Below are 23,415 nucleotides of genomic sequence, written 5' to 3' on the forward strand. Positions count from 1 at the left end.
CAGCCCACATCAGTGGTCGGGGAATTCAGATCGATAGCAAACCGGCGAACTCCCCTCCGCCCGCTTCTCCACCTCATCCTCCAGCCATTCGGCCAACACCACGGCATTGTTTTCCAGCGTGGATTTGGCCGCATACACCAAGGTGAGATTGCCACCCTGGGCAATGTCCACCAACGGCCACCAATACTGCGGCCGCGCAGCCAACTCCTTGCGATAGGCCACTTTGAACTGCTCGAACGAAACCGCCCCGGCCTTGAACGCCTTGCGCAGCTCATGGGACGGCGCCACCTCCGGCAGCCACTGCGCAATGGGGAGTTCGTCCTTGCGACAATTACGCGGCCATAGACGGTCCACCAAAACCCGCGTGCCATCCTCAGCGTTGGCTGCTTCATAGGCTCGTTTGCATTGGATCATGGGGGCATGCCTGCGGAAGAGGGGGCAGCGTCAGAATAGGCCGACGTCCACGGCGCGGCCAGGTCCCACATGGCAATTGCGACCGAACAGGTTGAGGTCCAGGTCCGGTCGCAAGGGGCGCCGTGGGCGGATCAGCGCAGTTGCTTCAACATCGTCTGCAGTTGGCTATTGCGCGCCTCGTCGAGTGGGAAAACCGGCAGGCGCGGGTCGCCGACCTCCAGGCCGAGGGTGCGCAAACCGGCCTTGATGGTGGCGGGCAAGCCTCCCTTGAGGATGAAATCCAACAGCGGCAATTGACGATAGAACAACGCCCGGGCCTGGCTCAGGTCATTGGCCAATACGGCTGCGTACAGGTCGAGGTTGAGCTGCGGGATAAGGTTCGGTGCGGCGGTGCACCAGCCCTTGGCTCCAGCCGCGAAGGCTTCCAGCGCCAGTGGGTTGCAGCCGTTATAGAACGGCACCCGGCCTTCGCCGAGCAGTTGCAGCTTGTGCATGCGCTGAATGTCGCCAGTGCTTTCCTTGACCATGGTGACGTTATCCACGGCGTTGAAAATCCGCAGGATCAGCTCCACCGACATGTCGATGCCGCTAGTGGCAGGGTTGTTGTAAAGCATGATGGGCAGGTCGATGCTGGCGCCGATGGTCTGGTAGTGCGCAAGGATTTCCGCCTCGCTCAGCTTCCAGTAAGAGGCCGGCAGCACCATCACCACATCGGCGCCATGGGTCTGGGCAAAACGCGCGCGGCGTACCGCCTTGGCGGTGGTCAGGTCAGACACGCTGACCACCGTCGGCACGCGGCCGGCGACGCGGGCAATGCTGAACGCGCTGACCTGGTCCCACTCCGCATCGCTCAAGTAGGCGCCTTCGCCGGTGCTGCCCAAGGGCGCGATGGCATGCACGCCGCTGTCGATCAGGCGGTCGATGGATTGGCCCAGTGCGTCCAGGTCCAAGCTTTGGCCGTCGGCGGAAAAGGGCGTGATGGTGTAACCGATGATGCCGTGGATGTTGGGGGTAGACATGGCTTCGCTCCTAATGGGTTCAGTTCAGGCAATCGGCGTGTTGGCGCAGGTTCTGCCGGGCGTAGTAGTTGAAGGCGGCGGCGTGACGCTTGGGGCGGGCGATCCAGTCGTGGGCTTCGCGGCCCAGGTGCGGCAGGATCGGTTTCACCTCGCCGGCGGCCATGGCCAGCAATTGCAGCTTGGCGGCGCGTTCGATCAGTTGGGCGATGTTGCAGGCTTCTTCCACGGTGGCGCCGGTCGACAACTGGCCGTGGTGGGAAAGCAGGATGGCGCGCTTGTCACCCAGGGCGCCGGCGATCAATTCGCCTTCCTCGTTGCCCACCGGCACGCCCGGCCAGCCCTCCAGGAACGCGCAGTCCTCGTAGAGCGGGCAGAGGTCCATGTGGGAAATCTGCAACGGCACCTCCAGCATTGACAGCGCGGCGATATGGGTGGGGTGGGTGTGGATGATGCAATTCACATCCGGCCGCGCGCGGTAGACCCAGGTGTGAAAGCGGTTGGCCGGGTTGGGGATGCCGTGGCCCTCCAGCACCTCCAGGTCCTCGTTGATCAACAACAGATTGCCGGCGGTGATCTCGTCGAAGCCCAAGCCCAATTGCTGGGTGTAGTAAGTGCCGGGCTGCGGTCCGCGCGCGGTAATCTGCCCGGCCAGGCCGGAGTCGTGGCCGTTTTCGAACAGGATGCGGCAGGTCAGGGCCAGCTTTTGTCGTACAGTCCACGTATTATCCGGCAGGGTTTTCTGCATCTGGTTAACGGCATGCTGGACCAACTGGTCCTTGGGTGTCGCCAGGGTCTTGCTCATATCAGCTCTCCCGATTCGTTCTTTGGTTGATCTTGATCCGCGTCATGGAAGCTCGAGAAAAGGTGTGCTCGTGACACAAAAAATACTATATGACACAAAGTGTCATTTGCAATCGAAGATTGTCCGTTTCTTTGGAAATGATGGTTCCCTATGTCCATTCGTTTGAAATTGCTCAGGAAAAAACTCGGGGTGACACTGGACGTCCTGGCCGAGAAAACCGGGATGACCAAGAGCTACCTGTCCAAGGTGGAGCGGGGCTTGAGCACGCCCTCCATCGCCACGGCGCTCAAGCTCGCCAAGGCGTTGCACGTGAAAGTCGAGGAATTGTTTTCCGAAGAAAACGTCGCCCTCGACAGCTACAGCCTGGTGCGCAGCGAAGACCGTCAATCGCTGGCGGCGAGCAGCGGCAGCTCCGAATACGCGGTCCTGGCCCACCAGGTGTCCGAGCGCAGCCTGCTGCCCTTCATCCTCTATCCGGCGAGCGAATTCACCGCCCACCACGCGTTCAAGGAACACACCGGGGAGGAATTCCTGTTCGTGCACGAGGGCCAGGTGGAAGTGGACTTCATGAACGAGCGGGTGCTGCTGAACCGTGGCGATGCCTTGCACTTCAATGCGCAGAAGCCCCATCGCTTGCGGTCGGTGGGCGAGGTTCAGGCGCAGTTGTTGGTGGTGGTGCACAGTGATGACGCGTCGGAGAAGGGCGGGAGTGCTTAGCGGCATCTGAGCACGATGCATTCGCGTAAAAACGACGAACCCGTGGCGAGGGAGCTTGCTCCCGCAGGGCTGTGCAGCAGTCCTTTCTGTGGGCGCCTCGCACTGGAGCGCCAGCCCGGTCAGCGGGATGCCTTCTCCGTGGACCTTCCGGTGGCTTCAAGTGAACACCATTGAGCATCTGCTTGGGCCAGTCGAATTGGCGACCTGTCAGTAACGACCGACAGACGCTGGCAACGAAGGCTCGCCCGCCCACAGCGCCTTGCGCCGTTGCCTACAACTACGCCAGAATCCGCCGGCTTGTTCGCCCGGGGTTGCGTCGGTAGTTTGGGGCCTGTCACTGCTCATCAGTGATCGGGTTTAGCAGCTCGCGGTGAAACAGGTTGTGCAAGGTGTCATCCAGTCAGGATTCCCATCCTGTACTTGATGGTGGCTGTGCGCAGGGCATCCTCCGACGTTCTGTGGTTACCAACTGTCTCGATAGTCGAAGGCAATCTGATAGTCGTAGCTGGTCCAATCAATTGAATGCTGAAAATGAGGTTGGAGGATTTTTACCCAATCTTGCGGGACATCAAACCCACCGTTATTCACATTGTTTTCGAATGGAATCCCAAGGGCTTCAATAACTGAGCCGTCGTCATCCAAGTCTTCTGAATACTCTTCCCCCTCGTAGGCTTCGGTTTGCTTGCTATACCATTCAAGTCTTAGTTTGAGTCCCATGTGATCCTCACAAATATTTTTTGATATTACGGTTTTTCTTGGGGCCGTCTGTCTGCTCGCCAGTAAGATGATCAAATGCCCCTAGATGGCTTCCATCGCTCGAACGATAGGCTTCCAATTCACCATGTGAAGAATCCCATTCGTAAATTGTTCTGCCCTTTGCATCAAGCCAGCGGTCCCGCAGGCCTCCACCTCCCTGTACAGGTGTTTTTTTCTTGCCTCTTTTCAAACCAGGGAAGCCAATAATTTCATGGGTTTTCGGAGCAGGATGATAGTCGTGGCCGGTTTCGGCCAAGCCTTTCCGAGGAACACTTAAAACCACATAAACCGGCCGAACCCCCGATTCCGCCGGAAACACCAGAATGAAATCCCTGTACTCCGGCGGATAGATCGGGTCGACGATGATGCTGTCGGCCATCGGTGTCGGGGGGTAGATCCAGATGTGCGGGGCCTGTGGCGCGGCTTCCAGGGCGGGGATGCCGAAGGTGTCAGACGGATTGGTAGCCGGCGTCCAGATCAGTTCGATGCCATCCCCCAGGTCGGCGATGAACTGGTCGGCTCGGGGGGTGAACTGGACAACGTCGACCATTTCCCAATCACGATTCTGGCCGGTGTAGAAGCCGTAGCCCTTGAGGCTGCCGTCGGCCTGTTGCTCGATGCTCAGGCGCATGCGGCTGCGGGCCTGTTTGAGTTTGCGTAACTGGTCTTCGCTATAGAGCGCGCTGTCACCCAGGCTGCTGGGCCAGAGCAAGGCGACGACGCCTGTCAGCAGGGCTGCGCCGACGGTGCCGCCGGCAACTGCAGCCGTGGAAGTTGCCGAACCGCCCAGCGCGAGCCTGCCCAAGGTAGCGGGAACCGTACCAGCGCCGATCCGCTTGAGGGGGATGGTGCCGGATGAGTCGACGCTCCTGCCGCCGAGCCACATGAGATCGCCGTACTGCTTGACCAGATCTGCCGGGACGTAGCCGTTGGGGTTGCTGTAATTGATGATGCCGTTGGGCAGCTTGCAGCTTTTGGCAAACACACTTCCGGTCACGATGGGTAAAGGCTTTTTATCCACTTTGGCCCAGCGTTCTTGCTCATAGGCCGCCTGCCGGGCAAGCATGGCTTCATAAGCCTGCTGTCGGGCTTCGCGCTCGGCCAGTTCGGCGGCTGTCATGTCCCGATAGGTGACGTAATGCCCGTCGCCGCCGGGCGGGTTTCGAACCTGGGGGATGTCCTTTTTGCGTGTCGCCACGTAGTGAGTCTCGTCCGGTAAAGGCAGGACAGACGCTAACGCGGGAAGAGAGGCGCGCGATGTAGGAGGTTTCTTGAAGTAGGTGCTCCGGTTTCCTCAATACAGGTAGGGCTGGCTATTGAGGGCTGGAATATCTGAAGCGCCAGCCGGGGCTGTCAGCCATTGGGCAACCGCAACTCGCCAGCCGACGTCGCCTTGCGCCTTTGCCTACAACTACGCCAGAATCCGCCGGCTTGTTCGCCTTGGGTTGCGTCGGTAGTTTGGGACCTGTCACTGCTCATCAGTGATCGGGTTTAGTCGCCCAGGGTGAAACAGGTTGTGCAAGGCGTCATCCAGTCAGGATTCCATCCTGCACTCGATGGTGGCTGTGCGCAGGGCGTCCTCGGACGCGCCGGTTTCTTGTTTCCCCGGTCGACTAACCTGCGTACAGCTGCCTCCCATCGTTTAGTCGCGAGCGGGTGATGGCTCCAACTACAGGAAACAAGGTAATGGCAAAAGTTACTCCAAATCCTCCTGCGGCAGACGACCCCGTATCCCGCGCCCAATCCGCCCGCAACAAGAAAATCGACGACGCTGCCACTCGAGCGTTGGATTTTTATCTGAAGCCCAAGCCTGAGAAAGAAACGACTGACAAGTCCGACTCCATTTTACGGATTGATCCGGGGGTGGATTCTGAGTGTTTGCTGGCGAATCTGAGTGAGAATTTGGCTTCGGCGAATGCGATGATCAGTGATTTGGCGTTTGATCTGGATGGCTCGCGGCGGCGTGTTGCATTGGGGATTTTGCAGGTGATTGAGGTGAGTGAGCTGTTGGCGAATCGGGCGTTGGATATTGTTGAGGTGAGGTAGAGTAGGGAGGCAGAATAAAATCTGCCGCTCTAGATATATAAAGGGTTCTGCTTGGGCAGGCCCTTTATGCTCCTATACAAATAATCGTTCCCTTTTTAGCTTTCACTGAAACTCAGCGAGGACGTCACTCTAGAAACTAGACCATTAAATATTTTCATCTAGCCCGATCTCATCCGTCTCAAAAATTATGGATGGGTAATAACGTCTATAGCGTATGCCAGACATATGAGCGCCTGGCAGATTTTTAATAAGCTCATACCGCGCGATATAGTCGCTCTTTTTTTTGTTCTCATTCCCACTTGGGCGAATGATCTCTGCCCGTATTCCCCATCTCATTCCTTGCCATGAGAGGCTATTAATGAATAGGAGCGCTTGTTCGTATGTCGAAAGCTGAGCACGGAGCATCTTTCCATAATGTCGTTTTTGCGCGTCGTTAAGAAAGTCACTTGAGTCCAAGAATTTATATGATTGATAAAGGTGTCTGAAATAATGACCAAGACGGAGCTGATGGCCGCCATAGTATTTTTCGTACTTCCCTGCCCCCAAGAATAGCTTTGCCGTGGCATTCTCAGTGCTGAGTTTGGTCAGGTCTTTTCGGCTTGAATACAAGATATCGAGAGTTTCATGAAGGTCTTTCTCCTGAAGATTTTTGAGGGACTCCCATTTACTCCAGTTTGGGTGACTCCCTTTAGGTTTTAGTTTGATGTAGTGAAGCAGTCTGAAATAATATTTTGGATTGTATTTTGCTCTGGCTGCTTGCTTGATGAGCTGTTCGCCTTCCTCCCCAAGGCCAAAGAATACCACCATGTAGGCGAGGTCAATAATGGCTAGCTCTATAGCATCGATTTTAATTCCGGCCTTGTTGGCAATGGAGTTAAATTTCACCTGGTGGGCTGGTAAAACGTAATCTTCGACTTTCTTGGAGTTCGAAAATTTTTTTACTTCTCGGTAGCATTGGATGAATTCTTTAGATATTTCTCGAAAAACTTGCCTGTTTTCATAAGTGTAGTCTTTCTGATGTTTGTGTTTGGTGTATTTTAGTTCGCTTATATTGTCGCGATGGAGTCGGAGCATTTCAAAAAAAGATGATTCGAAACTTGTCAATTCGTTTTGTTTTCGTTGAGCATTGAAATTTAGATAGATAAGTAGTGTTCCTGATAACGCAAAAAAAGTTCCCGCTACGCCACCAAAGAAGTCTCCAAATTGACCACTGACAGTATAGTTTGTAGGGCTGTCGAAGGATATGCTAAACCCGTCGGTATGAGACTTTGCCAAGAATACTAATAAAATAACGCAACCTAACGCTATAAGAAATAATGCCGCCCAGTGCGTAATCTTCATGTCTATTTTCATTTCTGATTCGTCCTTTTGAATGGTTCCAAAAGAAGGGGGTGTTTTTTGCAAGGAATAATTCCTCCCCTTTTAGCTACCCATCTTGGCTCTAGTATTAGTTTAACTAGGCTTTAATCCTAAGATATCTTCGATCTCGTATTGGCACATCTTTGGAAGCCCCAATTTTGAGACGTCATGCCTCATCAAAACTTCAAGATAGTCCTCGGGCTCGGAAGAGTCAGCCCAGTTGAGCCTCTCTTTTAGCCGCAGTGCGGTAAATCTAGAGAATCCTAAAGCCATTAGACTCAGATTCACTTTATCACAGGAGCCGAACTCTAAAAATGTGTGGTACGGAGCAATTTTTATTGTCTTTTTCATGTGGTTTCTGTCGATCATTGCTTGACGTAGTAAGTCCTCGTAGGCGCTAAAGTATTTGACAAAGCTAAATCGAATCTTCTTTTCAATAACAGACAAAATAGATCTAATTATTGGAGGGGCTTTCGCCATAGGGTCGTCTTTGCGCAACCTAACAATCCGTTCGCGAATGAGTTTGCTGATCGGGACGCCTGTAATCCACTTGTGAGCTAATCCTCCATACCAGAGGCGTTGCAGTTCAGTTAGTTTCCAGTCGAATGCTTCGCAAATAAGCTCAATAGCTTTTTCCATACGTGATTTCCCACCAGTTTCATAAGGTGAGATTAGGGTGAGTTGATTTATATCGATCTCTTCCATGAAACGGTTGTATAAGTTTTGAAGATGGTCTGGTCTCAACACCCTGTGGGTGTCCAAGATGTGCGTCGGAAGACTAACGTCAAGAGAATCAATTATTTCTAGTGTTCGCGCTAAATCGTCGGAATTTAAATTGGACTCGTATTTTTTTGTAATATCTTCAATGGTACTTTGTTGGCTTTCATGGAAAAGCCGTCCAAGACCGGCTTCGGCAAGCTCTTTTTGATTTTCGCCTTCAACTTTACCATTTATCAAGCTTTGGATTAAGGTTCCTCCGTCCTCCATAATTTTTGACATTGACGATTGGATTTCCTGCAGCCCGTCACCTGTATAAGACGGCTCTTCCCATGACTCAGGCGTCAGACACCATACATTCCCATGAAACTCTTTAAGCAGGCGTCCTGCTCGTCCTGCTAGGTTTAAGAAGTCTGGGCGATGCATCGGTGACGCCCCGCTTTTAGGGTTCTCAATGACGATGTGCTTTGCTGGAAGGTTCACTCCTTGTAATAGAGTACTAGTGCTACATATATATTTTATTTCCCCGGATTTAAATAATGATTCTACACCTGACCTGACAATTGAAGGTAAATCTCCATAGTGAAAAGCGACTCCCTTGGGAAGAGTCACTACTAGCGGATGTTCCTCATGAATTTCATTTTTTATGAACGTAATAAAGTCTTTGACATCCTGACAGATGTCTTGTGGTTCGAGAGTTTTAGCTAGGAATCTAGCTAGGTCTTCGGCTTCAGCGGGTCCATTCGAAAATATAATGGTGGACTCGTTTTGTTTTGTGATGAGTTTGGCGAACGCAGCTCTTCGTTGGAAAATTGGAGGCCTAAACGAAATGCCAAGATCATAGTTTCCAACGTCAATAACGCCAAACCGAGTATGCAATTTGAAATTGGCAAATTTAGTTTGTCTCGCTATCTGAGAGACTAGAATTATGTTTTGAGATACAGGGGAGATTTGCTCTGTAAAAAAATATCCATTATCTAGTCTGTTAAATAAATGCAAAAAATACCCGGGATTCTTAATTAATGGGCTTGCAAAAAAGACTGAGGCGGATGGGTGTTTTTTTAGCGTTAAGTCTACAGCGTTTTGTAGTACTATTCCTCTTTTACCTTTGTGGATCTCGTGAGCCTCATCCACGAATATTGAATCTATCCTAGTTACTTCATTCTCAGGCTTCAATAAACTCAGTAATCTCTCTTGCGTTAACACATAAACCACGCTCTTGGACTTGAGGTGGCTTTCAAGCGGAAATGGTGCTGATCTAATGATTACGTCATTCAAACCTTGATGGCGGACCGTAGCGCGAACTCTGGACGTGACTTCGGATATTAAGGCTCGAGTGGGAACTATATAAATTATGCATTTATCTGTTTGAGATGTAAGTCTTCTCATTAAGTCCATGTTTAAAACGAAGGATTTTCCTGCCGAGGTCGGCGCAGAGACACTTAAAGAGCGTTCCCCAGACAAAGATGTGAAAAGTTTATATTGAAAGTTTGTTAGTAGGGTGTCATTGCTTACGGAGTTCTCGGCTTCTCTAGCAAGTCGCTCCAAGGAGAGGGTAAAAGGAATGTCGGGACTATCTCCGCCTGTATAACGTGATCTTAAAAGTGTTCTGCCTGGAAAGTTGCCTATTCGAGAAAAAATTAGATCGGCGGCTCCATTAATGTTCGGTAAGTCCTCAGAGTGGTTCTCTAAAAGTCTTGTTATAATCTCATATGAAATATTTATTTCATCGCTACTTTCAGAAATGGATAATGCCGAGGCTAATCCGATTAAGCGATTGCACTCAGCGTCGGAAAGTATGTCGTTATGTTCTTTTTTGGAAAAGAAAAGTTTTAAAATGCTTTCGCGGTAAAGTTTTGTTAAAGGTATAGAAAACTCCTTATCAAGAAGGTCCATTAATTGAGTGCCTCATTAAAAGCGTCGCGAAACTCTTGGACTGATGGGAAGGGTATAAAAAACACTTCGAATCTCAGGTGTTTTTTTTCAAACTTGGAAAATTTGTTGTTAAGTATTTGTGAGAGTCGATTGCTGTCCTGTAGGAGTCGTGAGCGAAAATCTTGTACGTTCTTCTTCAAACTTGCAGTGGGATCAATGTTATATTCAGCCCAGTCATATCCTATCAAGCACGCATGATTTATTCTCACGCCAGGACCAGGTTCGCCAAATTTAATTAAGTCCATTACAGCGTTGCGAATATTTTCGTCCGCATATTTGAAATGTTTGGTGACCATGTTGAATTCGTGTTTATACATTTTTCCATCGTGGAAACCGTCTACGCTATCAAGTGCTGCACTTACTGCACGGTTAACGTCCTGATACATCTTCGATTCGCCAAAGTAAAAATCGATCATGGCGTCTTCTGTGCACCATTTAATATGAATGCCATCGGAGCCTTTGACCTCATCTTTACGGTTTGTCTTAAGTTCCATTTTTGCAACAACTTGGGGGGCTTCGAGAATGGCCTCACTCAAGAAGAAGAGCAGGGCTTCACCCGCTTCGCCGCTTATGTCAGGATTTTTTGGAGAGTTTGGCGGATGCCTGAAAAGCTCTCTAGCCTCTTTAGTCAGCTTAGCTGCCTGTCTGGTATTTAACTGTTCTGGTCTATTTTTACAAGAAATACAATACTCAATAATGTATTGATAGAGTGCTTCAGCTAAAGGCTTAATCGCCGGTCTACCATTCCCATCAAAGCGCATATGATGCACGCGCATGTTTGCGGCAATACCGCCTATCTTTTCGCTATGCTCTATGACATCCAAGCATGATTCAAGATCAGACTTGGCAACAGAAAGGAAACGACTAAAATCAAGTTTTTCCATAAACTTTTCGATTGCCTCTAGTTACTAAGTTTTTGATTTTTAAGAGAGCGCCTTAATTTGCGAATGCTCGACTTCCTATAGGGATAGCAGAAATATGGCGTTTTGCTATGCCTCGACAATAACCTGATGGCCTTCTGCCGTAAAGGGATAGCAGCTGCGAGCATCGGGGCCTGAAGGCGGATGAGGTCACTACGGAAAAAAACGTGTTTCGAAATGTGGTCTGCGGGTGTTTGTATGTATACCGATTTATGAGAATTACTCTCATTTTTAGAGTGTTTTGAATCGAGCGAGGGAGCGAGGGCAGTCTATTTATGTGTGTCGTTTGCTGTTTACTACAACGTGCTTTTCACTGAATATCTCTCAGGTAACCTTTAAGTGCTATGAGTGGAGCATCAAACTGCTCAACCGTCCATGCAGCGGTGAAATCTGCCGCCAAACGCTGCAATTCGCGGCCTAAAACTGTATTGATACCGCCAACCGCCAACCGCCAACCGCAAAAGGAAAAGGGGACAGATTTATTTATGAGCCTTGGCCGGAAATAAATCCGTCCCTTCATTTACGCCTGCATCCCGAATCGATAGCCCATAGGGCTCCTCGTCGCAGCTATCCAACACCGCCCACACTAGCCACAACCCCAATTCACGCTTACCATCTCTCCAACTCGTATTACCGCGGCTGCTGAACCCGGTACTCACGAGGAAATGACCATGGAAAGAACCCGTAACTGGAGACGTGCGCAGTCCCGCAAGCACAAAGGGCATGAAGCGAGTGGCCCACAGGACTTCAAACCAGAAAAGAACTGGAAGCTGATGTACACCCGTGCCGACAAGCTGCACCGGGCGCGTCAGCTCGGTATGAGTTATCCCATCCGCACCACCCGTCAACTGTTGGATCACGAGTGACCAATCTCCTGTTCGTTTGCAGTCGTAACCAATGGCGTAGTCCAACCGGAGAGGCGATCTGGCGTCGGCGTCCCGGTTTCGACGCTCGTTCAGCGGGTACCAGCCCCAATGCGCGCAAGACTATCGGCCCGGCGGATATCCGTTGGGCCGATGTCATTTTTGTAATGGAGCACAAGCACGAGCATCGGTTACGGGCAGAGTACGCTCGGCTGCTTGAGCACAAGCAGCTGCATGTTCTGGATATTCCCGATGACTATCGCTTCATGGATCCCGAGCTAGTGGACATGCTTGAGCTGGCGGTGACGCCGTACCTGTGTATTTGAGCATTTAGGGCAATCTTCACGAGCCGCCCTTTCCTCAATGGCTAGGCGAAACGATCAGGCTCACAGGGAGCTCACCCGCAATCTCCGATAACTCCGTTCGCAATGCCATGGTGTTCTTAACAAGGCCGCGAGGGTCGTAAACGAAGAAAATGATTGCATGGCATTCGGGATGGGCACGATAGCGTGCGATATCCAGGATCAGCTCGTCGGCTAGCGATCTTGCGGTCATACCGTCGCGCGTCATCTTGAGTTCAATAAAGAGCCCATGTTCAGGCAGGAGGAAGTCTGCGCGGGTGGCGCCTGCTGCCATGCTTGGGGACGGCTCTTCAGGTTTTACATTGTCGAACTGCAATCTTAGCAACGCATTGACCAGGAACTGGACGTCGTATTCATCGTCGAGCTGAACTCCCTTTCGGCCGCGCGGGCGGTGTTCCAGGTCTTTCGCAAAACGGTGAAAACGCAGCAGCATGCGCTCGATGATCTGGTCGGCTCGCTCTTGGGGGGCGGGGAGCTCGGGCATATCAAAGGAGAAATGCTCTTGTAGTATCTGTTCCTCAAACCTGCGCTGCGCTTTTGGTGGTCTTTGGAAAATGACGCAGGTTGCTATCCCAACCAGAAACAATTCGATGGTCAGAAACATAACCAGATAGCCTATGACGACTGTCACTTTGTACTGGCCGTCAAGCTTGTATTTGTTGCCTCCTCCTTGCCTGGGCTCGTCTCGTGGAACCAGTTGCAGGTTGAAAGTGACCGTCACCCCGCCAATTCGGTGAACCCCCTGTATACCATGCAGCGAATCCAGGCCAATCTCCCCTCGGTTATAGAGGTCGAGCAGAGCAACGGCCTCCCGGGTTGCCTGTCGATACTCTTCGCTATTGATTACCTCAAGCACTGCGGGATTGGTAAGTCCCGGGTCCTCAAACCTTGGGGCTATCCATGAGCAGTAGGTGAGGATGGGCATGAAGATCAGTACCGTGAAGCCGACCTTGGCGAACATGCGCCAGCGCCGGTTCTCCATCACTAACTCGCCCAGCGTGTCGTTTTCGCGACTTCTAAGAAAAAATGCAGAGATCCATTTCAGCAAAACGTATTTCTCCAAGATGTTCGGTTGCGCCAGGTCCCGCAGGTTTACTGGATATCTTTCAGGTAATCCCTAAGAATTAGAAGCGGATCCTGAAGCTCCTCTACCGTTCGGGATGCGCCGAAGTTAGTCGCTAACCGTCCGAGTTCCCGTCCCAAAGCTGTGTTACTTCCCCCAATTGCCTCCAGTGCCAAGTCCAGGCAGTGCTGTACTTTCGCCTGGATAGCTTGGATGTCTTCTCTGCGCACCAACAACCCAAAAACCTCCCGATCACACCCGCCCATCAACGGATCATCCCGCAAAATCGGACTATGCCCCTCTGTCTCATAAGCCAGCTTCAGCGAGTAAAGAGCGACCGTTTCCAGCAGCAATTCCATGAGGTGAATCCTTTGTCAGCGGGTGAGGAGGGGCGGTGGATCAACAGGGCGTCGCAAGGCGGAGCATCGGTGGGGCCTGTGACGTTTTTATGAGCGCTTTGCGCTCAAGCGGGAGCAAGCTCCCTCGCTACAAAGGAGTAATTAGCCATGACCAATCACTTTCCTACAGACGAAAAAAAAGACCTTGAATTTCAAGGTCTTTTTTTAAGATGGTGCCCCGAGGGAGACTCGAACTCCCACTCCTTTCGAAAACGGATTTTGAATCCGCCGCGTCTACCAATTCCGCCATCAGGGCTCAATGGCGGCGAAGTATAGAGAGGTGACTACCGTTGGTCAATCACGTTTCATGGTGAATTTTTCATATTTCCGCTAGACTTTCCGGCCCTGCTAGACGAACCCCATCATGCGTGTTGCTGACTTTACCTTCGAACTCCCTGATTCGCTGATCGCTCGCCACCCTCTGGCGGAGCGTCGCGCCAGTCGACTGTTGACCCTGGATGGGGTCAGCGGTGCCATGGCTCACCGTCAATTCACTGATTTGCTTGAGCATTTGCGCCCGGGCGATTTGATGGTGTTCAACAATACCCGGGTGATTCCGGCGCGGTTGTTTGGCCAGAAAGCCTCCGGCGGCAAGCTGGAGATTCTGGTGGAGCGGGTGCTGGACAGTCATCGCGTGCTGGCCCATGTGCGGTCGAGCAAGTCGCCCAAGCCCGGTTCGTCGATTTTGATCGACGGCGGCGGTGAGGCGGTGATGGTGGCGCGGCATGACGCGTTGTTCGAGCTGGCATTTGCCGAAGAGGTGTTGCCGCTGCTCGACCGCGTGGGACACATGCCGTTGCCTCCTTATATAGACCGCCCGGACGAAGGTTCGGACCGCGAGCGTTATCAGACCGTGTACGCCGAGCGCTTGGGGGCGGTGGCGGCGCCGACGGCGGGGCTGCATTTTGATCAGCCGTTGCTGGAGGCGATTGCCGCCAAGGGCGTGGAGACGGCGTTCGTGACGCTGCACGTTGGCGCCGGTACGTTCCAGCCGGTGCGTGTGGAGCGTATCGAAGACCACCACATGCACAACGAATGGCTGGAAGTGAGCCAGGAAGTGGTCGATGCCGTGGCGGCCTGTCGCGCCCGCGGTGGTCGGGTGGTGGCGGTGGGGACCACCAGCGTGCGGTCCCTGGAAAGCGCTGCGCGCGATGGCGTGCTCAAGCCGTTCAGTGGCGACACCGATATCTTTATCTACCCGGGGCGGCCGTTTCATGTGGTCGATGCCCTGGTCACCAATTTTCATTTGCCCGAATCCACGCTGTTGATGCTGGTTTCGGCGTTCGCCGGTTATCCCGAAGCCATGGCCGCCTACAAGGCCGCCGTCGAGCATGGATACCGCTTTTTCAGCTACGGTGATGCGATGTTCATCACCCGTAACCCCGCGCCACGCGGACCCGAGGAAACAGTATGAGTCGCACCTGTCGCATGTCCTTCGAGTTGCTCGCCACCGATGGCAAGGCTCGTCGCGGTCGTCTGACCTTCCCCCGCGGTACCGTGGAAACCCCAGCGTTCATGCCGGTGGGCACCTACGGCACGGTCAAGGGCATGCTGCCACGGGACATCGTTGCCACGGGCGCGGAGATCATCCTCGGCAACACGTTCCACCTGTGGCTGCGCCCGGGCATGGAAGTGATCAAGGCCCACGGTGACTTGCACGATTTCATGCAGTGGAAAGGGCCGATTCTGACCGACTCCGGCGGCTTCCAGGTGTTCAGCCTCGGTGCCATGCGCAAGATCAAGGAGGAGGGCGTGACCTTCGCCTCGCCGGTGGACGGAGCCAAGGTGTTCATGGGGCCGGAGGAGTCGATGCAGGTCCAGCGTGACCTGGGCTCGGACATCGTGATGATCTTCGACGAATGCACGCCGTACCCGGCCGATGAAGACGTGGCGCGGGTGTCCATGGAGCTGTCGTTGCGCTGGGCCCAGCGCTCGAAGAATGCCCATGCCGATAACACGGCGGCGCTGTTCGGCATCGTGCAGGGTGGCATGCACCAGGATCTGCGCATGCGTTCGCTGGAAGGTCTCGACAAGATCGGCTTCGATGGCCTGGCCATTGGCGGTCTGTCGGTGGGCGAGCCCAAGCACGAAATGATCAAGGTGCTCGATTACCTGCCGGGCCAGATGCCCGCTGACAAACCTCGTTACCTTATGGGCGTTGGCAAACCGGAAGATCTGGTTGAGGGTGTGCGCCGCGGGGTGGACATGTTCGATTGCGTGATGCCAACCCGTAATGCCCGCAATGGGCATCTGTTCATCGACACGGGTGTGCTGAAGATCCGCAACGCGTTCCATCGCCATGATGATTCGCCGCTGGATCCGACCTGCGACTGCTACACGTGCCAGAACTTCTCCCGCGCTTATCTGCATCATTTGGACAAGTGCGGCGAAATGCTGGGTAGCATGTTGAATACCATCCACAATTTGCGCCATTACCAGGTGCTTATGGCTGGTTTGCGCGAGGCTATTCAACAGGGTACATTGGCCGCCTTTGTCGAGGCCTTCTATGCCAAGCGCGGGTTGCCTGTACCGCCCTTGGACTGAGTTTTCCGATCCTAAGATTCAATACTTGCAACTGGAGTGCTAAATGAGCTTTTTTATCTCTAATGCCATGGCTGACGCGGCTGCACCTGCTGCTGCCGGCCCTATGGGCGGCGGTTTCGAGTGGATTTTCCTGGTCGGCTTCCTGGTGATTTTCTACCTGATGATCTGGCGTCCACAGGCCAAGCGCGCCAAAGAGCAGAAAAACCTGCTCAGCAACCTGCAAAAGGGCGATGAAGTGGTCACCACCGGCGGCATCGCTGGCAAGATCACCAAAGTGGCCGATGACTTCGTGGTTCTGGAAGTGTCCGACACTGTTGAAATGAAGTTCCAGAAGGGCGCTATCGCGGCCACGCTGCCAAAAGGCACGCTGAAAGCGATCTAAAAGTTTCAACTTCTATTCAATCGACGGGGCGCGCAAGGCGCCCCGCGTCATAAGCGGGCGGCGTGATGCTGAACAAATACCCTCTGTGGAAATATGTACTGATCCTGGCGGTGCTGGCGGTCGGTCTGATTTATTCCGCTCCCAATCTTTATCCGGATGACCCGGCCATTCAGGTCAGTGGCGCAAGCACTGCGCTGCAGGTCACCCAGGCGGATCTGGACCGCGCGAGCGCAGCGCTCAAGACTTCCGGGATCGACGTCAAGGCGTCCTCCATTGCCGAAAACGGCCGTGGCGGCCTGTTGCGTCTGACCAAGGCTGAAGACCAGCTGCCGGCCAAGGACGTGGTGCGCAAAGCGTTGGGCGACGATTACGTTGTGGCCCTGAACCTGGCCCAGACCACCCCGCAATGGCTGCGCAAGCTCGGCGCGCACCCGATGAAGCTGGGTCTGGACTTGTCCGGTGGTGTGCACTTCCTGCTGGAAGTGGACATGGAAAAAGCCCTCGACGCGCGGATGAAAGTCTACGAAGGCGACGTCAAGAGCCTGCTGCGCAAAGAGCGCGTGCGTTATCGCAGCCTGCCGCAGCTCGACGGTGCCATTCAGCTGGGCTTCAGTGATACCGATACCCGCGAGCAGGCCCGTAGCCTGATTCGCAAGAACTTCAACGATTTCGATGTTGTGCCGGCCGACCTCAATGGTCAGGCGGTGCTGCGTCTGGCGATGACCCCGGCCAAGCTGGCGGAAATCCGCGAATACTCCATCAAGCAGAACTTGACCACGGTGCGTAACCGCGTCAACGAGCTGGGTGTGGCCGAGCCGATCGTGCAGCGCCAGGGCGCCAACCGCATCGTGGTTGAGCTGCCAGGCGTGCAGGACACCGCCGAAGCCAAGCGTATCCTCGGCAAGACCGCCAACCTGGAGTTCCGCCTCGGTGCTGAACCGGGCGCGTCCAAGGCCTCGACCGAGAGCTTCGAGTTCCGCGAGGGCGGTCGTCCGGCGGCGCAGATCGAGCGTGGCCTGATCATCACCGGTGACCAGGTGACCGACGCCAAGGCTGGCTTCGACGAGCAGGGTCGCCCACAGGTGAACATCCACCTCGACGGCCATGGCGGCGAACTGATGAGCCGCGCCACGCGCAGCAACGTCGGGCGCAGCATGGCGGTGATCTTCATCGAGCAGAAGCCGATCACCACCTACACCAAGCAAGTGGTCGACGGCGTCGAGAAAGACGTCGCCGTGCAGGCCTTCAAGGAAGAGAAGAAGATCATCAGCCTGGCGACCATCCAGTCGCCACTGGGCAGCCAGTTCCGCATCACCGGCCTGAACGGTCAGGGCGAAGCTTCGGAATTGGCCCTGCTGCTGCGTGCCGGTGGTCTGGCTGCGCCGATGTACTTCGCCGAAGAGCGCACCATTGGCCCGAGCCTGGGTGCCGACAACATCACCAAGGGTATCGATGCATCGCTGTGGGGCATGCTGTTTGTCTCGCTGTTCATCATCGCCATCTACCGCTTCTTCGGCATCATCGCCACCGTCGCACTGGCGGTGAACATGGTGATGCTGCTGGCCTTGATGTCGCTGCTGGGGGCTACGCTGACCCTGCCGGGTATCGCCGGTATCGTGTTGACCATGGGTATGGCGGTGGACGCCAACGTGCTGATCTTCTCGCGGATACGTGAAGAGATCGCCGCCGGCATGACGATTCAACGTGCAATCAACGAAGGCTTCGGCCGGGCATTCACCGCGATTCTCGACGCCAACCTGACCACGTTGCTGGTGGGCGGGATTCTCTTCGCCATGGGCACCGGCCCGGTCAAGGGCTTCGCAGTGACCATGTCCCTCGGGATCTTTACCTCGATGTTCACAGCCATCATGGTGACCCGCGCAATGGTCAACCTGATCTTTGGTGGTCGTGACTTCAAGAAGTTGTGGATTTAAGGGGCTGCCATGTTACGTACTATCAACTTCATGGGCGTTCGCAACATTGCGTTCGGCGTCACATTGTTCCTTACCGTGCTGGCGTTGTTCAGCTGGTTCCACAAGGGTCTGAACTACGGCCTGGACTTCACCGGCGGTACGCTCATCGAGCTGACCTACGAGCGTCCGGCCGATGTCACCAAGGTGCGTGAGCAACTGGCGACCTCGGGCTACGGCGATGCCATCGTGCAGAGCTTTGGTGCTACCACCGACCTGCTGGTGCGCATGCCGGGTGAAGACCCGCAGCTGGGTCATCAGGTCGCCGAAGCCTTGCAGAAGGCCGGCGGTGACAACCCGGCGAAGGTCAAGCGCGTCGAGTTCGTCGGCCCGCAGGTGGGTGAAGAGCTGCGCGACCAGGGCGGCCTCGGCATGCTGATGGCGCTGGGCGGCATCCTGATCTACCTGGCCTTCCGCTTTCAGTGGAAGTTCGCGGTAGGCGCCATTGTGTCGCTGATCCACGACGTGATCGTGACCGTGGGCATCCTGTCGTTCTTCCAGATCACCTTCGACCTGACGGTGCTGGCGGCGGTGTTGGCGATCATCGGTTACTCGCTCAACGACACCATCGTGGTGTTCGACCGGGTACGTGAGAACTTCCGTGTGCTGCGCAAGGCCTCGCTGATCGAGAACATCAACATCTCGACCACTCAGACCCTGCTGCGGACCATGGCGACGTCGATCTCCACCTTGCTGGCGATTGCCGCGCTGCTGTTCTTTGGTGGCGACAACCTGTTCGGTTTCTCCATCGCACTGTTCATCGGCGTACTGGCGGGTACTTACTCGTCGATCTACATCGCCAACGTGGTGCTGATCTGGTTGAACCTGAGTACCGAGGATCTGATTCCTCCGGCCGCTGCCGAAACGGAAGTGGACGACCGCCCGTAAGGCTCGGCGCTCCATCCGTCACAGCTGAAAAGGCGCGAGTTGAACTCGCGCCTTTTTTTATGCTCCAAGGCTGGGAGAAGCGCGGATTAATCCGCTTGTGATGGTCAGGAGGTTCAAGTGAACAAATCGATGCTGGTTGGTGCGGTATTGGGTGCTGTCGGTGTAACTGCCGGTGGTGCGGTCGCGACCTACAGCTTGGTAAAAAGTGGCCCTGAGTATGCGCAAGTATTGGCCGTGGAGCCGGTCAAGACCCAGATCAAAACCCCGCGTGAAGTGTGCAAGGACGTCACCGTGACTCGGCAGAAGCCAGTCCAGGACCAGCACCAGATCGCTGGCACCGTGATCGGCGCCCTGGCCGGTGGCCTGTTGGGTAACCAGGTCGGCGGCGGCACCGGTAAAAAAATCGCCACCGTGGCAGGTGCAGCCGGCGGCGGTTATGCCGGTAACAAGATTCAGGAAGGCATGCAGGAGCGCGACACCTACACCACCACCCAGACTCGCTGCAACACGGTCAATGACATCAGCGACAAGGTTGTGGGCTACGACGTTCGCTACATGCTCGACGGTAAAGAAGGCAAAGTCCGCATGGATCGCGACCCGGGCAACCAGATCCCGGTGAACAAGGAAGGTCAACTGATCCTGGGGCAGAACGAACCGGCTCAGTGATCCAGCCGCTATGAAAAAAGCACCCTTCGGGGTGCTTTTTTATGCCCGCATTTTATGCCCCACCACCCATCCCCTGTGGGAGCGAGCTTGCTCGCGATAGCGCCAGGTCAGCTGGATAACTGATCGTTCCCACGCTCTGCGTGGGAATGCATCCCGTGACGCTCTGCGTCACCTCCAGAAGCGGAACGCGGAGCGTCCCTGGCGGCGTTCCCACGCAGAGCGTGGGAACGATCAGCGACGACGTGTTCGCATCTAGCAGGCATAAAAAAAGCACCCCGAAGGGTGCTTTTTCTGTAGCCGGTTGCTTAGCGCTTCAGCGAAGCCGGCAGGTGTGGCTGGATGGCGGTGAGCACAGCCTTGAAGCATTTGGTGTTGCCGGCAACGATGTGGCCTTTTTCAAGGAAGTCGTGGCCGCCAGTGAAGTCGCTCACCAAACCGCCGGCTTCCTGGATCAACAGGGCGCCTGCGGCCATGTCCCATTCGGACAAGCCCGATTCCCAGAATGCATCGAAACGGCCAGCAGCGACATAGGCCAGGTCCAGGCTCGCAGCGCCGGCGCGGCGGATGCCGGCGGTCTGGCCGACCAGGGCGCGGAACATGCCCAGGTAGTTGTCCAGGTTGTCCATCTGGTCGTCACGGAACGGGAAGCCGGTGCCCAGCAGGGCGCCGTCCAGGCTGGTGCGGCCGCTGACGCGCAGGCGACGACCGTTCAGTTGGGCGCCACGGCCACGGCTGGCGGTGAATTCTTCCTGGCGAACCGGGTCCAGCACAACGGCGTGTTCCAGACGGCCACGGTATTTGCAGGCGATGCTGACAGCGAAATGAGGAATGCCGCGCAGGAAGTTGGTGGTGCCGTCCAGCGGATCGATGATCCACAGGTACTCTTCGCCTTCGATGCCGGTGCCGGCGTGCATGCCGGTCTCTTCACCCAGGATCGAGTGGTTCGGGTAAGCCTTGCGCAGGGCGTCGACGATTTTTTGCTCGGCGGCGCGATCAACCTCGGACACGTAGTCCTTGGCGTCTTTTTCATCGACCTTGATGGTATCCAGGCGCTCGATGGAGCGGAAGATCAGTTCACTGGCGCTGCGGGCGGCGCGCAGCGCGATATTCAGCATGGGCTGCATGGATGTGTCACCTAAGGTTGTTAAAGAAAGCCGCGCATTCTATCAGAAAGTTTTCTCAGGAGAAGGTTGGTGTTCGCTTTCATAGCTTAACGGTAGGTGCTTATGTAAGATTTGCTCCCTTTATCGTGTTCGAGAGCGCCTCCCTTGTTGCAGAACATTCGTGTCGTCCTGGTCAATGCCAGCCATCCGGGTAACATCGGCGGAGCTGCGCGGGCCATGAAGAACATGGGCCTGTCGCGGCTGGTGCTGGTCGAACCGCGCTTGTTTCCCCACCACGAAGCCGATGCGCGGGCCTCCGGTGCCGGCGACATTCTCGCCAATGCCCAGGTCGTCGCCACCCTGGAAGACGCCCTGGTGGGGTGCAACCTGGTGCTCGGCACCAGCGCCCGCGACCGCCGTATTCCCTGGCCGCTGCTCGATCCCCGCGAATGCGGCACCAAAGTGGTCGAGGAGGTCGCGCAAGGCTTTGAAATCGCCCTGGTGTTCGGCCGTGAAGACTCCGGCCTGACCAATGACGAACTGCAGCGATGTCACTTTCACGTGCATATCCCTTCCGACCCCGAGTTCAGTTCCTTGAACCTGGGGGCGGCGGTGCAGGTGTTGAGTTATGAAGTGCGCATGGCCTGGCTCGCCGCTGAAGGCAAACCAAGCAAAGTGGAAAAAACCGAGGTCACGTCGCCACGCAGTGAGACACTGGCGACCATGGACGAGTTGGAACGATTCTATGAGCACCTGGAGCAGACCCTGGTGGACATCGAGTTCCTCGACCCGGAGAAGCCGCGGCACTTGATGGCGCGCCTGCGTCGGTTGTACGGACGAAGCTCGGTCAGCCGGGCGGAGATGAATATATTGCGCGGCATCCTCACGGAAACCCAGAAGGCGGCCCGTGGCGAGCTGATTAAGCGGAAGAAATAAAATGTTCGAACGTTTGCGTGAAGATATCCAAAGTGTTTTCCATCGTGACCCGGCGGCGCGCAATGCCTTTGAAGTGCTGACCTGCTACCCGGGGATGCACGCGATCTGGATCCATCGCCTGTCCGGCGCCTTGTGGAACATGGGCTGGAAATGGCTGGCGCGCCTGGTCTCGAACTTCGGCCGCTGGTTGACCGGAATCGAGATCCATCCGGGGGCCAAGGTCGGTCGCCGTTTCTTCATCGACCACGGCATGGGCATCGTCATTGGCGAAACTGCCGAGATTGGCGACGACGTGACCCTGTACCAGGGCGTGACCCTCGGCGGCACCAGTTGGAACAAAGGCAAGCGCCACCCAACGCTGGAAGACGGCGTGGTGGTGGGTGCGGGCGCCAAGGTGCTTGGGCCGTTCACGGTGGGGGCGGGGGCGAAAGTCGGCTCCAACGCCGTGGTCACCAAGGCCGTGCCGCCCGGTGCGACCGTGGTCGGTATTCCGGGGCGAGTCATCGTCAAGTCCGATGACGAACAGGACGCCCGGCGCAAGGCCATGGCCGAGAAGATTGGCTTCGACGCCTACGGTGTCGGCGAAGACATGCCCGACCCGGTCGCCCGCGCCATCAACCAGTTGCTCGATCACCTGCAGGCCGTCGATGGACGCCTGGAGGGGATGTGCGGGGCTCTGAAGGAGCTGGGCAGTAATTACTGTGCCAAGGACCTGCCTGAACTGCGCGAGGAAGATTTTGCGTGTGTGAAGGATAAGGATGAGACCCAGGCCAGCTGAAACCCTGCTGGCCTCATCGCGAGCAAGCTCGCTCCCACAATTGGGTTTGTGGTGTACACAAATTGTGCAGCCACCCAAGCCCCCTGTGGGAGCGAGCTTGCTCGCGATGAACGATAACGCGGTATAGCTGGTCGCCACTGGCCAGCCTTTGCTATCATGCGCGCGCTCTTTCGCGGGTAAACCCGAGTAACCCACTAGGTCTTATACTTGACTTAAATACTCGGGAATTGCATACTCGCCCCCATTCCGAACTCCGTGGTAATTGTCCATGCGACTGACTACAAAAGGCCGATACGCCGTGACCGCGATGCTGGATCTGGCATTGCACGCGCAGCACGGGCCGGTGTCCCTGGCCGATATCTCCGAGCGCCAGGGCATTTCCCTGTCTTACCTTGAGCAGCTGTTCGCCAAGCTGCGCCGTAGCAACCTGGTTTCCAGTGTTCGCGGCCCGGGCGGTGGCTACCAGCTGTCGCGCGACATGCAGGGCATCCAGGTCGCCCAGGTGATCGATGCGGTGAACGAATCGGTCGATGCGACCAAATGCCAGGGCCTTGGCGACTGCCATGGCGGCGATACTTGCCTGACCCACCACTTGTGGTGCGACCTCAGCCTGCAGATCCACGAATTTCTGAGCGGTATCAGCTTGGCTGACCTTGTAACTCGCCGTGAGGTGCAAGAAGTAGCCCAGCGTCAGGACCAGCGCCGTTGCAATAGCAAGGCGCCGCACCTGGACAAGATTGAAGCGTCCGCCGTCGAATGACCGCCGCAGAGCAAGCG

At 55.4% G+C, this 23,415-nt stretch carries 24 protein-coding genes and 1 tRNA gene; 13 read left to right on the forward strand and 12 right to left on the reverse strand.

The features are described from left to right. Nucleotides 1–9: 9 nt before the first annotated feature. The 3 genes from SGN16_RS04990 to SGN16_RS05000 form a co-directional block, all read right to left on the reverse strand. The gene (locus tag SGN16_RS04990; RefSeq protein WP_335943396.1) at nucleotides 10–414 is read right to left on the reverse strand and encodes a DUF488 family protein; all 405 of its coding nucleotides are present in this window, start codon (nucleotides 412–414) and stop codon (nucleotides 10–12) included. 131 nt (nucleotides 415–545) lie between these two features. After that, on the reverse strand, nucleotides 546–1,433 hold the full coding sequence (locus SGN16_RS04995) for a dihydrodipicolinate synthase family protein (RefSeq protein WP_335943397.1): 888 nt from the start codon (nucleotides 1,431–1,433) through the stop codon (nucleotides 546–548). 19 nt (nucleotides 1,434–1,452) lie between these two features. Beyond that, nucleotides 1,453–2,235 carry an aldolase gene (locus SGN16_RS05000; protein ID WP_210642950.1) on the reverse strand — a complete coding sequence of 261 codons (783 nt, stop codon included), beginning with the start codon at nucleotides 2,233–2,235 and terminating at the stop codon, nucleotides 1,453–1,455. 150 nt (nucleotides 2,236–2,385) lie between these two features. Between SGN16_RS05000 and SGN16_RS05005 the strand changes: the two genes are divergently transcribed. Further along, nucleotides 2,386–2,952: an XRE family transcriptional regulator gene (locus SGN16_RS05005; RefSeq protein ID WP_335943398.1), complete on the forward strand. Its 567-nt coding sequence runs from the start codon at nucleotides 2,386–2,388 to the stop codon at nucleotides 2,950–2,952. Nucleotides 2,953–3,414: 462 nt separating this feature from the next. Here the strand turns inward: SGN16_RS05005 and SGN16_RS05010 are convergent, their stop codons facing one another. Further along, nucleotides 3,415–3,669 (reverse strand): colicin E3-like toxin immunity protein, encoded by a 255-nt coding sequence (locus SGN16_RS05010; RefSeq protein WP_335943399.1) that lies wholly within the window; start codon nucleotides 3,667–3,669, stop codon nucleotides 3,415–3,417. A 7-nt stretch (nucleotides 3,670–3,676) separates the two neighbouring features. Continuing rightward, entirely contained in the window at nucleotides 3,677–4,906 is a 1,230-nt protein-coding gene (locus tag SGN16_RS05015; RefSeq protein ID WP_335943400.1) for a colicin E3/pyocin S6 family cytotoxin, read from the reverse strand. A gap of 488 nt (nucleotides 4,907–5,394) precedes the next feature. On the opposite strand from SGN16_RS05015, the gene SGN16_RS05020 reads away from it, so the two are divergent. Next, complete coding sequence (locus SGN16_RS05020) at nucleotides 5,395–5,754, forward strand: DUF6124 family protein (RefSeq protein ID WP_335943401.1); 360 nt, start codon at nucleotides 5,395–5,397, stop codon at nucleotides 5,752–5,754. Nucleotides 5,755–5,898: 144 nt separating this feature from the next. Here SGN16_RS05020 and SGN16_RS05025 read toward each other — a convergent pair whose 3' ends face one another. Genes SGN16_RS05025 through SGN16_RS05035 form a run of 3 tightly spaced genes read right to left on the reverse strand, consistent with a single transcriptional unit; the run spans nucleotide 5,899 to nucleotide 10,649 of the window. Beyond that, entirely contained in the window at nucleotides 5,899–7,158 is a 1,260-nt protein-coding gene (locus SGN16_RS05025; protein ID WP_335943402.1) for a putative phage abortive infection protein, read from the reverse strand. A gap of 48 nt (nucleotides 7,159–7,206) precedes the next feature. Then, entirely contained in the window at nucleotides 7,207–9,726 is a 2,520-nt protein-coding gene (locus tag SGN16_RS05030) for a DEAD/DEAH box helicase (RefSeq protein WP_335943403.1), read from the reverse strand. After that, on the reverse strand, nucleotides 9,726–10,649 hold the full coding sequence (locus SGN16_RS05035; RefSeq protein ID WP_335943404.1) for a DUF1837 domain-containing protein: 924 nt from the start codon (nucleotides 10,647–10,649) through the stop codon (nucleotides 9,726–9,728). The genes SGN16_RS05030 and SGN16_RS05035 overlap by 1 nt, the downstream gene beginning before the upstream one ends. A gap of 707 nt (nucleotides 10,650–11,356) precedes the next feature. On the opposite strand from SGN16_RS05035, the gene SGN16_RS05040 reads away from it, so the two are divergent. Both SGN16_RS05040 and SGN16_RS05045 read left to right on the forward strand, forming a co-directional pair. Next, nucleotides 11,357–11,551 carry a hypothetical protein gene (locus tag SGN16_RS05040; protein WP_335943405.1) on the forward strand — a complete coding sequence of 65 codons (195 nt, stop codon included), beginning with the start codon at nucleotides 11,357–11,359 and terminating at the stop codon, nucleotides 11,549–11,551. After that, complete coding sequence (locus tag SGN16_RS05045; RefSeq protein WP_210642958.1) at nucleotides 11,548–11,874, forward strand: phosphotyrosine protein phosphatase; 327 nt, start codon at nucleotides 11,548–11,550, stop codon at nucleotides 11,872–11,874. The genes SGN16_RS05040 and SGN16_RS05045 overlap by 4 nt, the downstream gene beginning before the upstream one ends. Nucleotides 11,875–11,908: 34 nt before the next feature. Here the strand turns inward: SGN16_RS05045 and SGN16_RS05050 are convergent, their stop codons facing one another. The 3 genes from SGN16_RS05050 to SGN16_RS05060 form a co-directional block, all read right to left on the reverse strand. Continuing rightward, complete coding sequence (locus SGN16_RS05050) at nucleotides 11,909–12,958, reverse strand: hypothetical protein (RefSeq protein WP_335943406.1); 1,050 nt, start codon at nucleotides 12,956–12,958, stop codon at nucleotides 11,909–11,911. Between the two features lie 44 nt (nucleotides 12,959–13,002). Further along, the gene (locus SGN16_RS05055) at nucleotides 13,003–13,332 is read right to left on the reverse strand and encodes a hypothetical protein (RefSeq protein ID WP_210642959.1); all 330 of its coding nucleotides are present in this window, start codon (nucleotides 13,330–13,332) and stop codon (nucleotides 13,003–13,005) included. Nucleotides 13,333–13,542: 210 nt separating this feature from the next. Continuing rightward, nucleotides 13,543–13,627, reverse strand: a tRNA-Leu gene (locus SGN16_RS05060). A gap of 108 nt (nucleotides 13,628–13,735) precedes the next feature. Between SGN16_RS05060 and queA the strand changes: the two genes are divergently transcribed. The 6 genes from queA (at nucleotide 13,736) to SGN16_RS05090 (ending at nucleotide 19,821) form a co-directional block, all read left to right on the forward strand. Next, nucleotides 13,736–14,785 carry a tRNA preQ1(34) S-adenosylmethionine ribosyltransferase-isomerase QueA gene (gene queA, locus SGN16_RS05065; RefSeq protein ID WP_027913127.1) on the forward strand — a complete coding sequence of 350 codons (1,050 nt, stop codon included), beginning with the start codon at nucleotides 13,736–13,738 and terminating at the stop codon, nucleotides 14,783–14,785. A gap of 14 nt (nucleotides 14,786–14,799) precedes the next feature. Further along, nucleotides 14,800–15,915, forward strand: a complete 1,116-nt coding sequence (tgt, locus tag SGN16_RS05070) for a tRNA guanosine(34) transglycosylase Tgt (protein WP_167659374.1) — start codon at nucleotides 14,800–14,802, stop codon at nucleotides 15,913–15,915. Between the two features lie 43 nt (nucleotides 15,916–15,958). Continuing rightward, entirely contained in the window at nucleotides 15,959–16,297 is a 339-nt protein-coding gene (gene yajC / locus SGN16_RS05075; protein ID WP_003197982.1) for a preprotein translocase subunit YajC, read from the forward strand. 65 nt (nucleotides 16,298–16,362) lie between these two features. Then, nucleotides 16,363–18,231, forward strand: coding sequence for a protein translocase subunit SecD (gene secD, locus SGN16_RS05080; RefSeq protein WP_210642960.1), 1,869 nt, complete (start codon nucleotides 16,363–16,365; stop codon nucleotides 18,229–18,231). A gap of 9 nt (nucleotides 18,232–18,240) precedes the next feature. Then, nucleotides 18,241–19,155 (forward strand): protein translocase subunit SecF, encoded by a 915-nt coding sequence (gene secF, locus SGN16_RS05085; protein ID WP_210642961.1) that lies wholly within the window; start codon nucleotides 18,241–18,243, stop codon nucleotides 19,153–19,155. A gap of 117 nt (nucleotides 19,156–19,272) precedes the next feature. Beyond that, the gene (locus SGN16_RS05090) at nucleotides 19,273–19,821 is read left to right on the forward strand and encodes a glycine zipper 2TM domain-containing protein (RefSeq protein ID WP_109753612.1); all 549 of its coding nucleotides are present in this window, start codon (nucleotides 19,273–19,275) and stop codon (nucleotides 19,819–19,821) included. 305 nt (nucleotides 19,822–20,126) lie between these two features. Here SGN16_RS05090 and suhB read toward each other — a convergent pair whose 3' ends face one another. After that, nucleotides 20,127–20,945, reverse strand: a complete 819-nt coding sequence (gene suhB / locus SGN16_RS05095) for an inositol-phosphate phosphatase (protein ID WP_003185165.1) — start codon at nucleotides 20,943–20,945, stop codon at nucleotides 20,127–20,129. Nucleotides 20,946–21,089: 144 nt separating this feature from the next. Here suhB and trmJ point away from each other — a divergent pair, with 144 nt between their 5' ends. The 3 genes from trmJ (at nucleotide 21,090) to iscR (ending at nucleotide 23,398) form a co-directional block, all read left to right on the forward strand. Then, entirely contained in the window at nucleotides 21,090–21,860 is a 771-nt protein-coding gene (gene trmJ / locus SGN16_RS05100; protein WP_335943407.1) for a tRNA (cytosine(32)/uridine(32)-2'-O)-methyltransferase TrmJ, read from the forward strand. A 1-nt stretch (nucleotide 21,861) separates the two neighbouring features. Further along, nucleotides 21,862–22,638 carry a serine O-acetyltransferase gene (cysE, locus tag SGN16_RS05105; RefSeq protein WP_210642963.1) on the forward strand — a complete coding sequence of 259 codons (777 nt, stop codon included), beginning with the start codon at nucleotides 21,862–21,864 and terminating at the stop codon, nucleotides 22,636–22,638. Nucleotides 22,639–22,906: 268 nt separating this feature from the next. Next, nucleotides 22,907–23,398, forward strand: a complete 492-nt coding sequence (gene iscR / locus SGN16_RS05110) for a Fe-S cluster assembly transcriptional regulator IscR (protein ID WP_003185160.1) — start codon at nucleotides 22,907–22,909, stop codon at nucleotides 23,396–23,398. Nucleotides 23,399–23,415: the final 17 nt, after the last annotated feature.

The sequence above is a fragment of the Pseudomonas sp. G166 genome (assembly GCF_037027455.2).
Lineage (GTDB): Bacteria > Pseudomonadota > Gammaproteobacteria > Pseudomonadales > Pseudomonadaceae > Aquipseudomonas.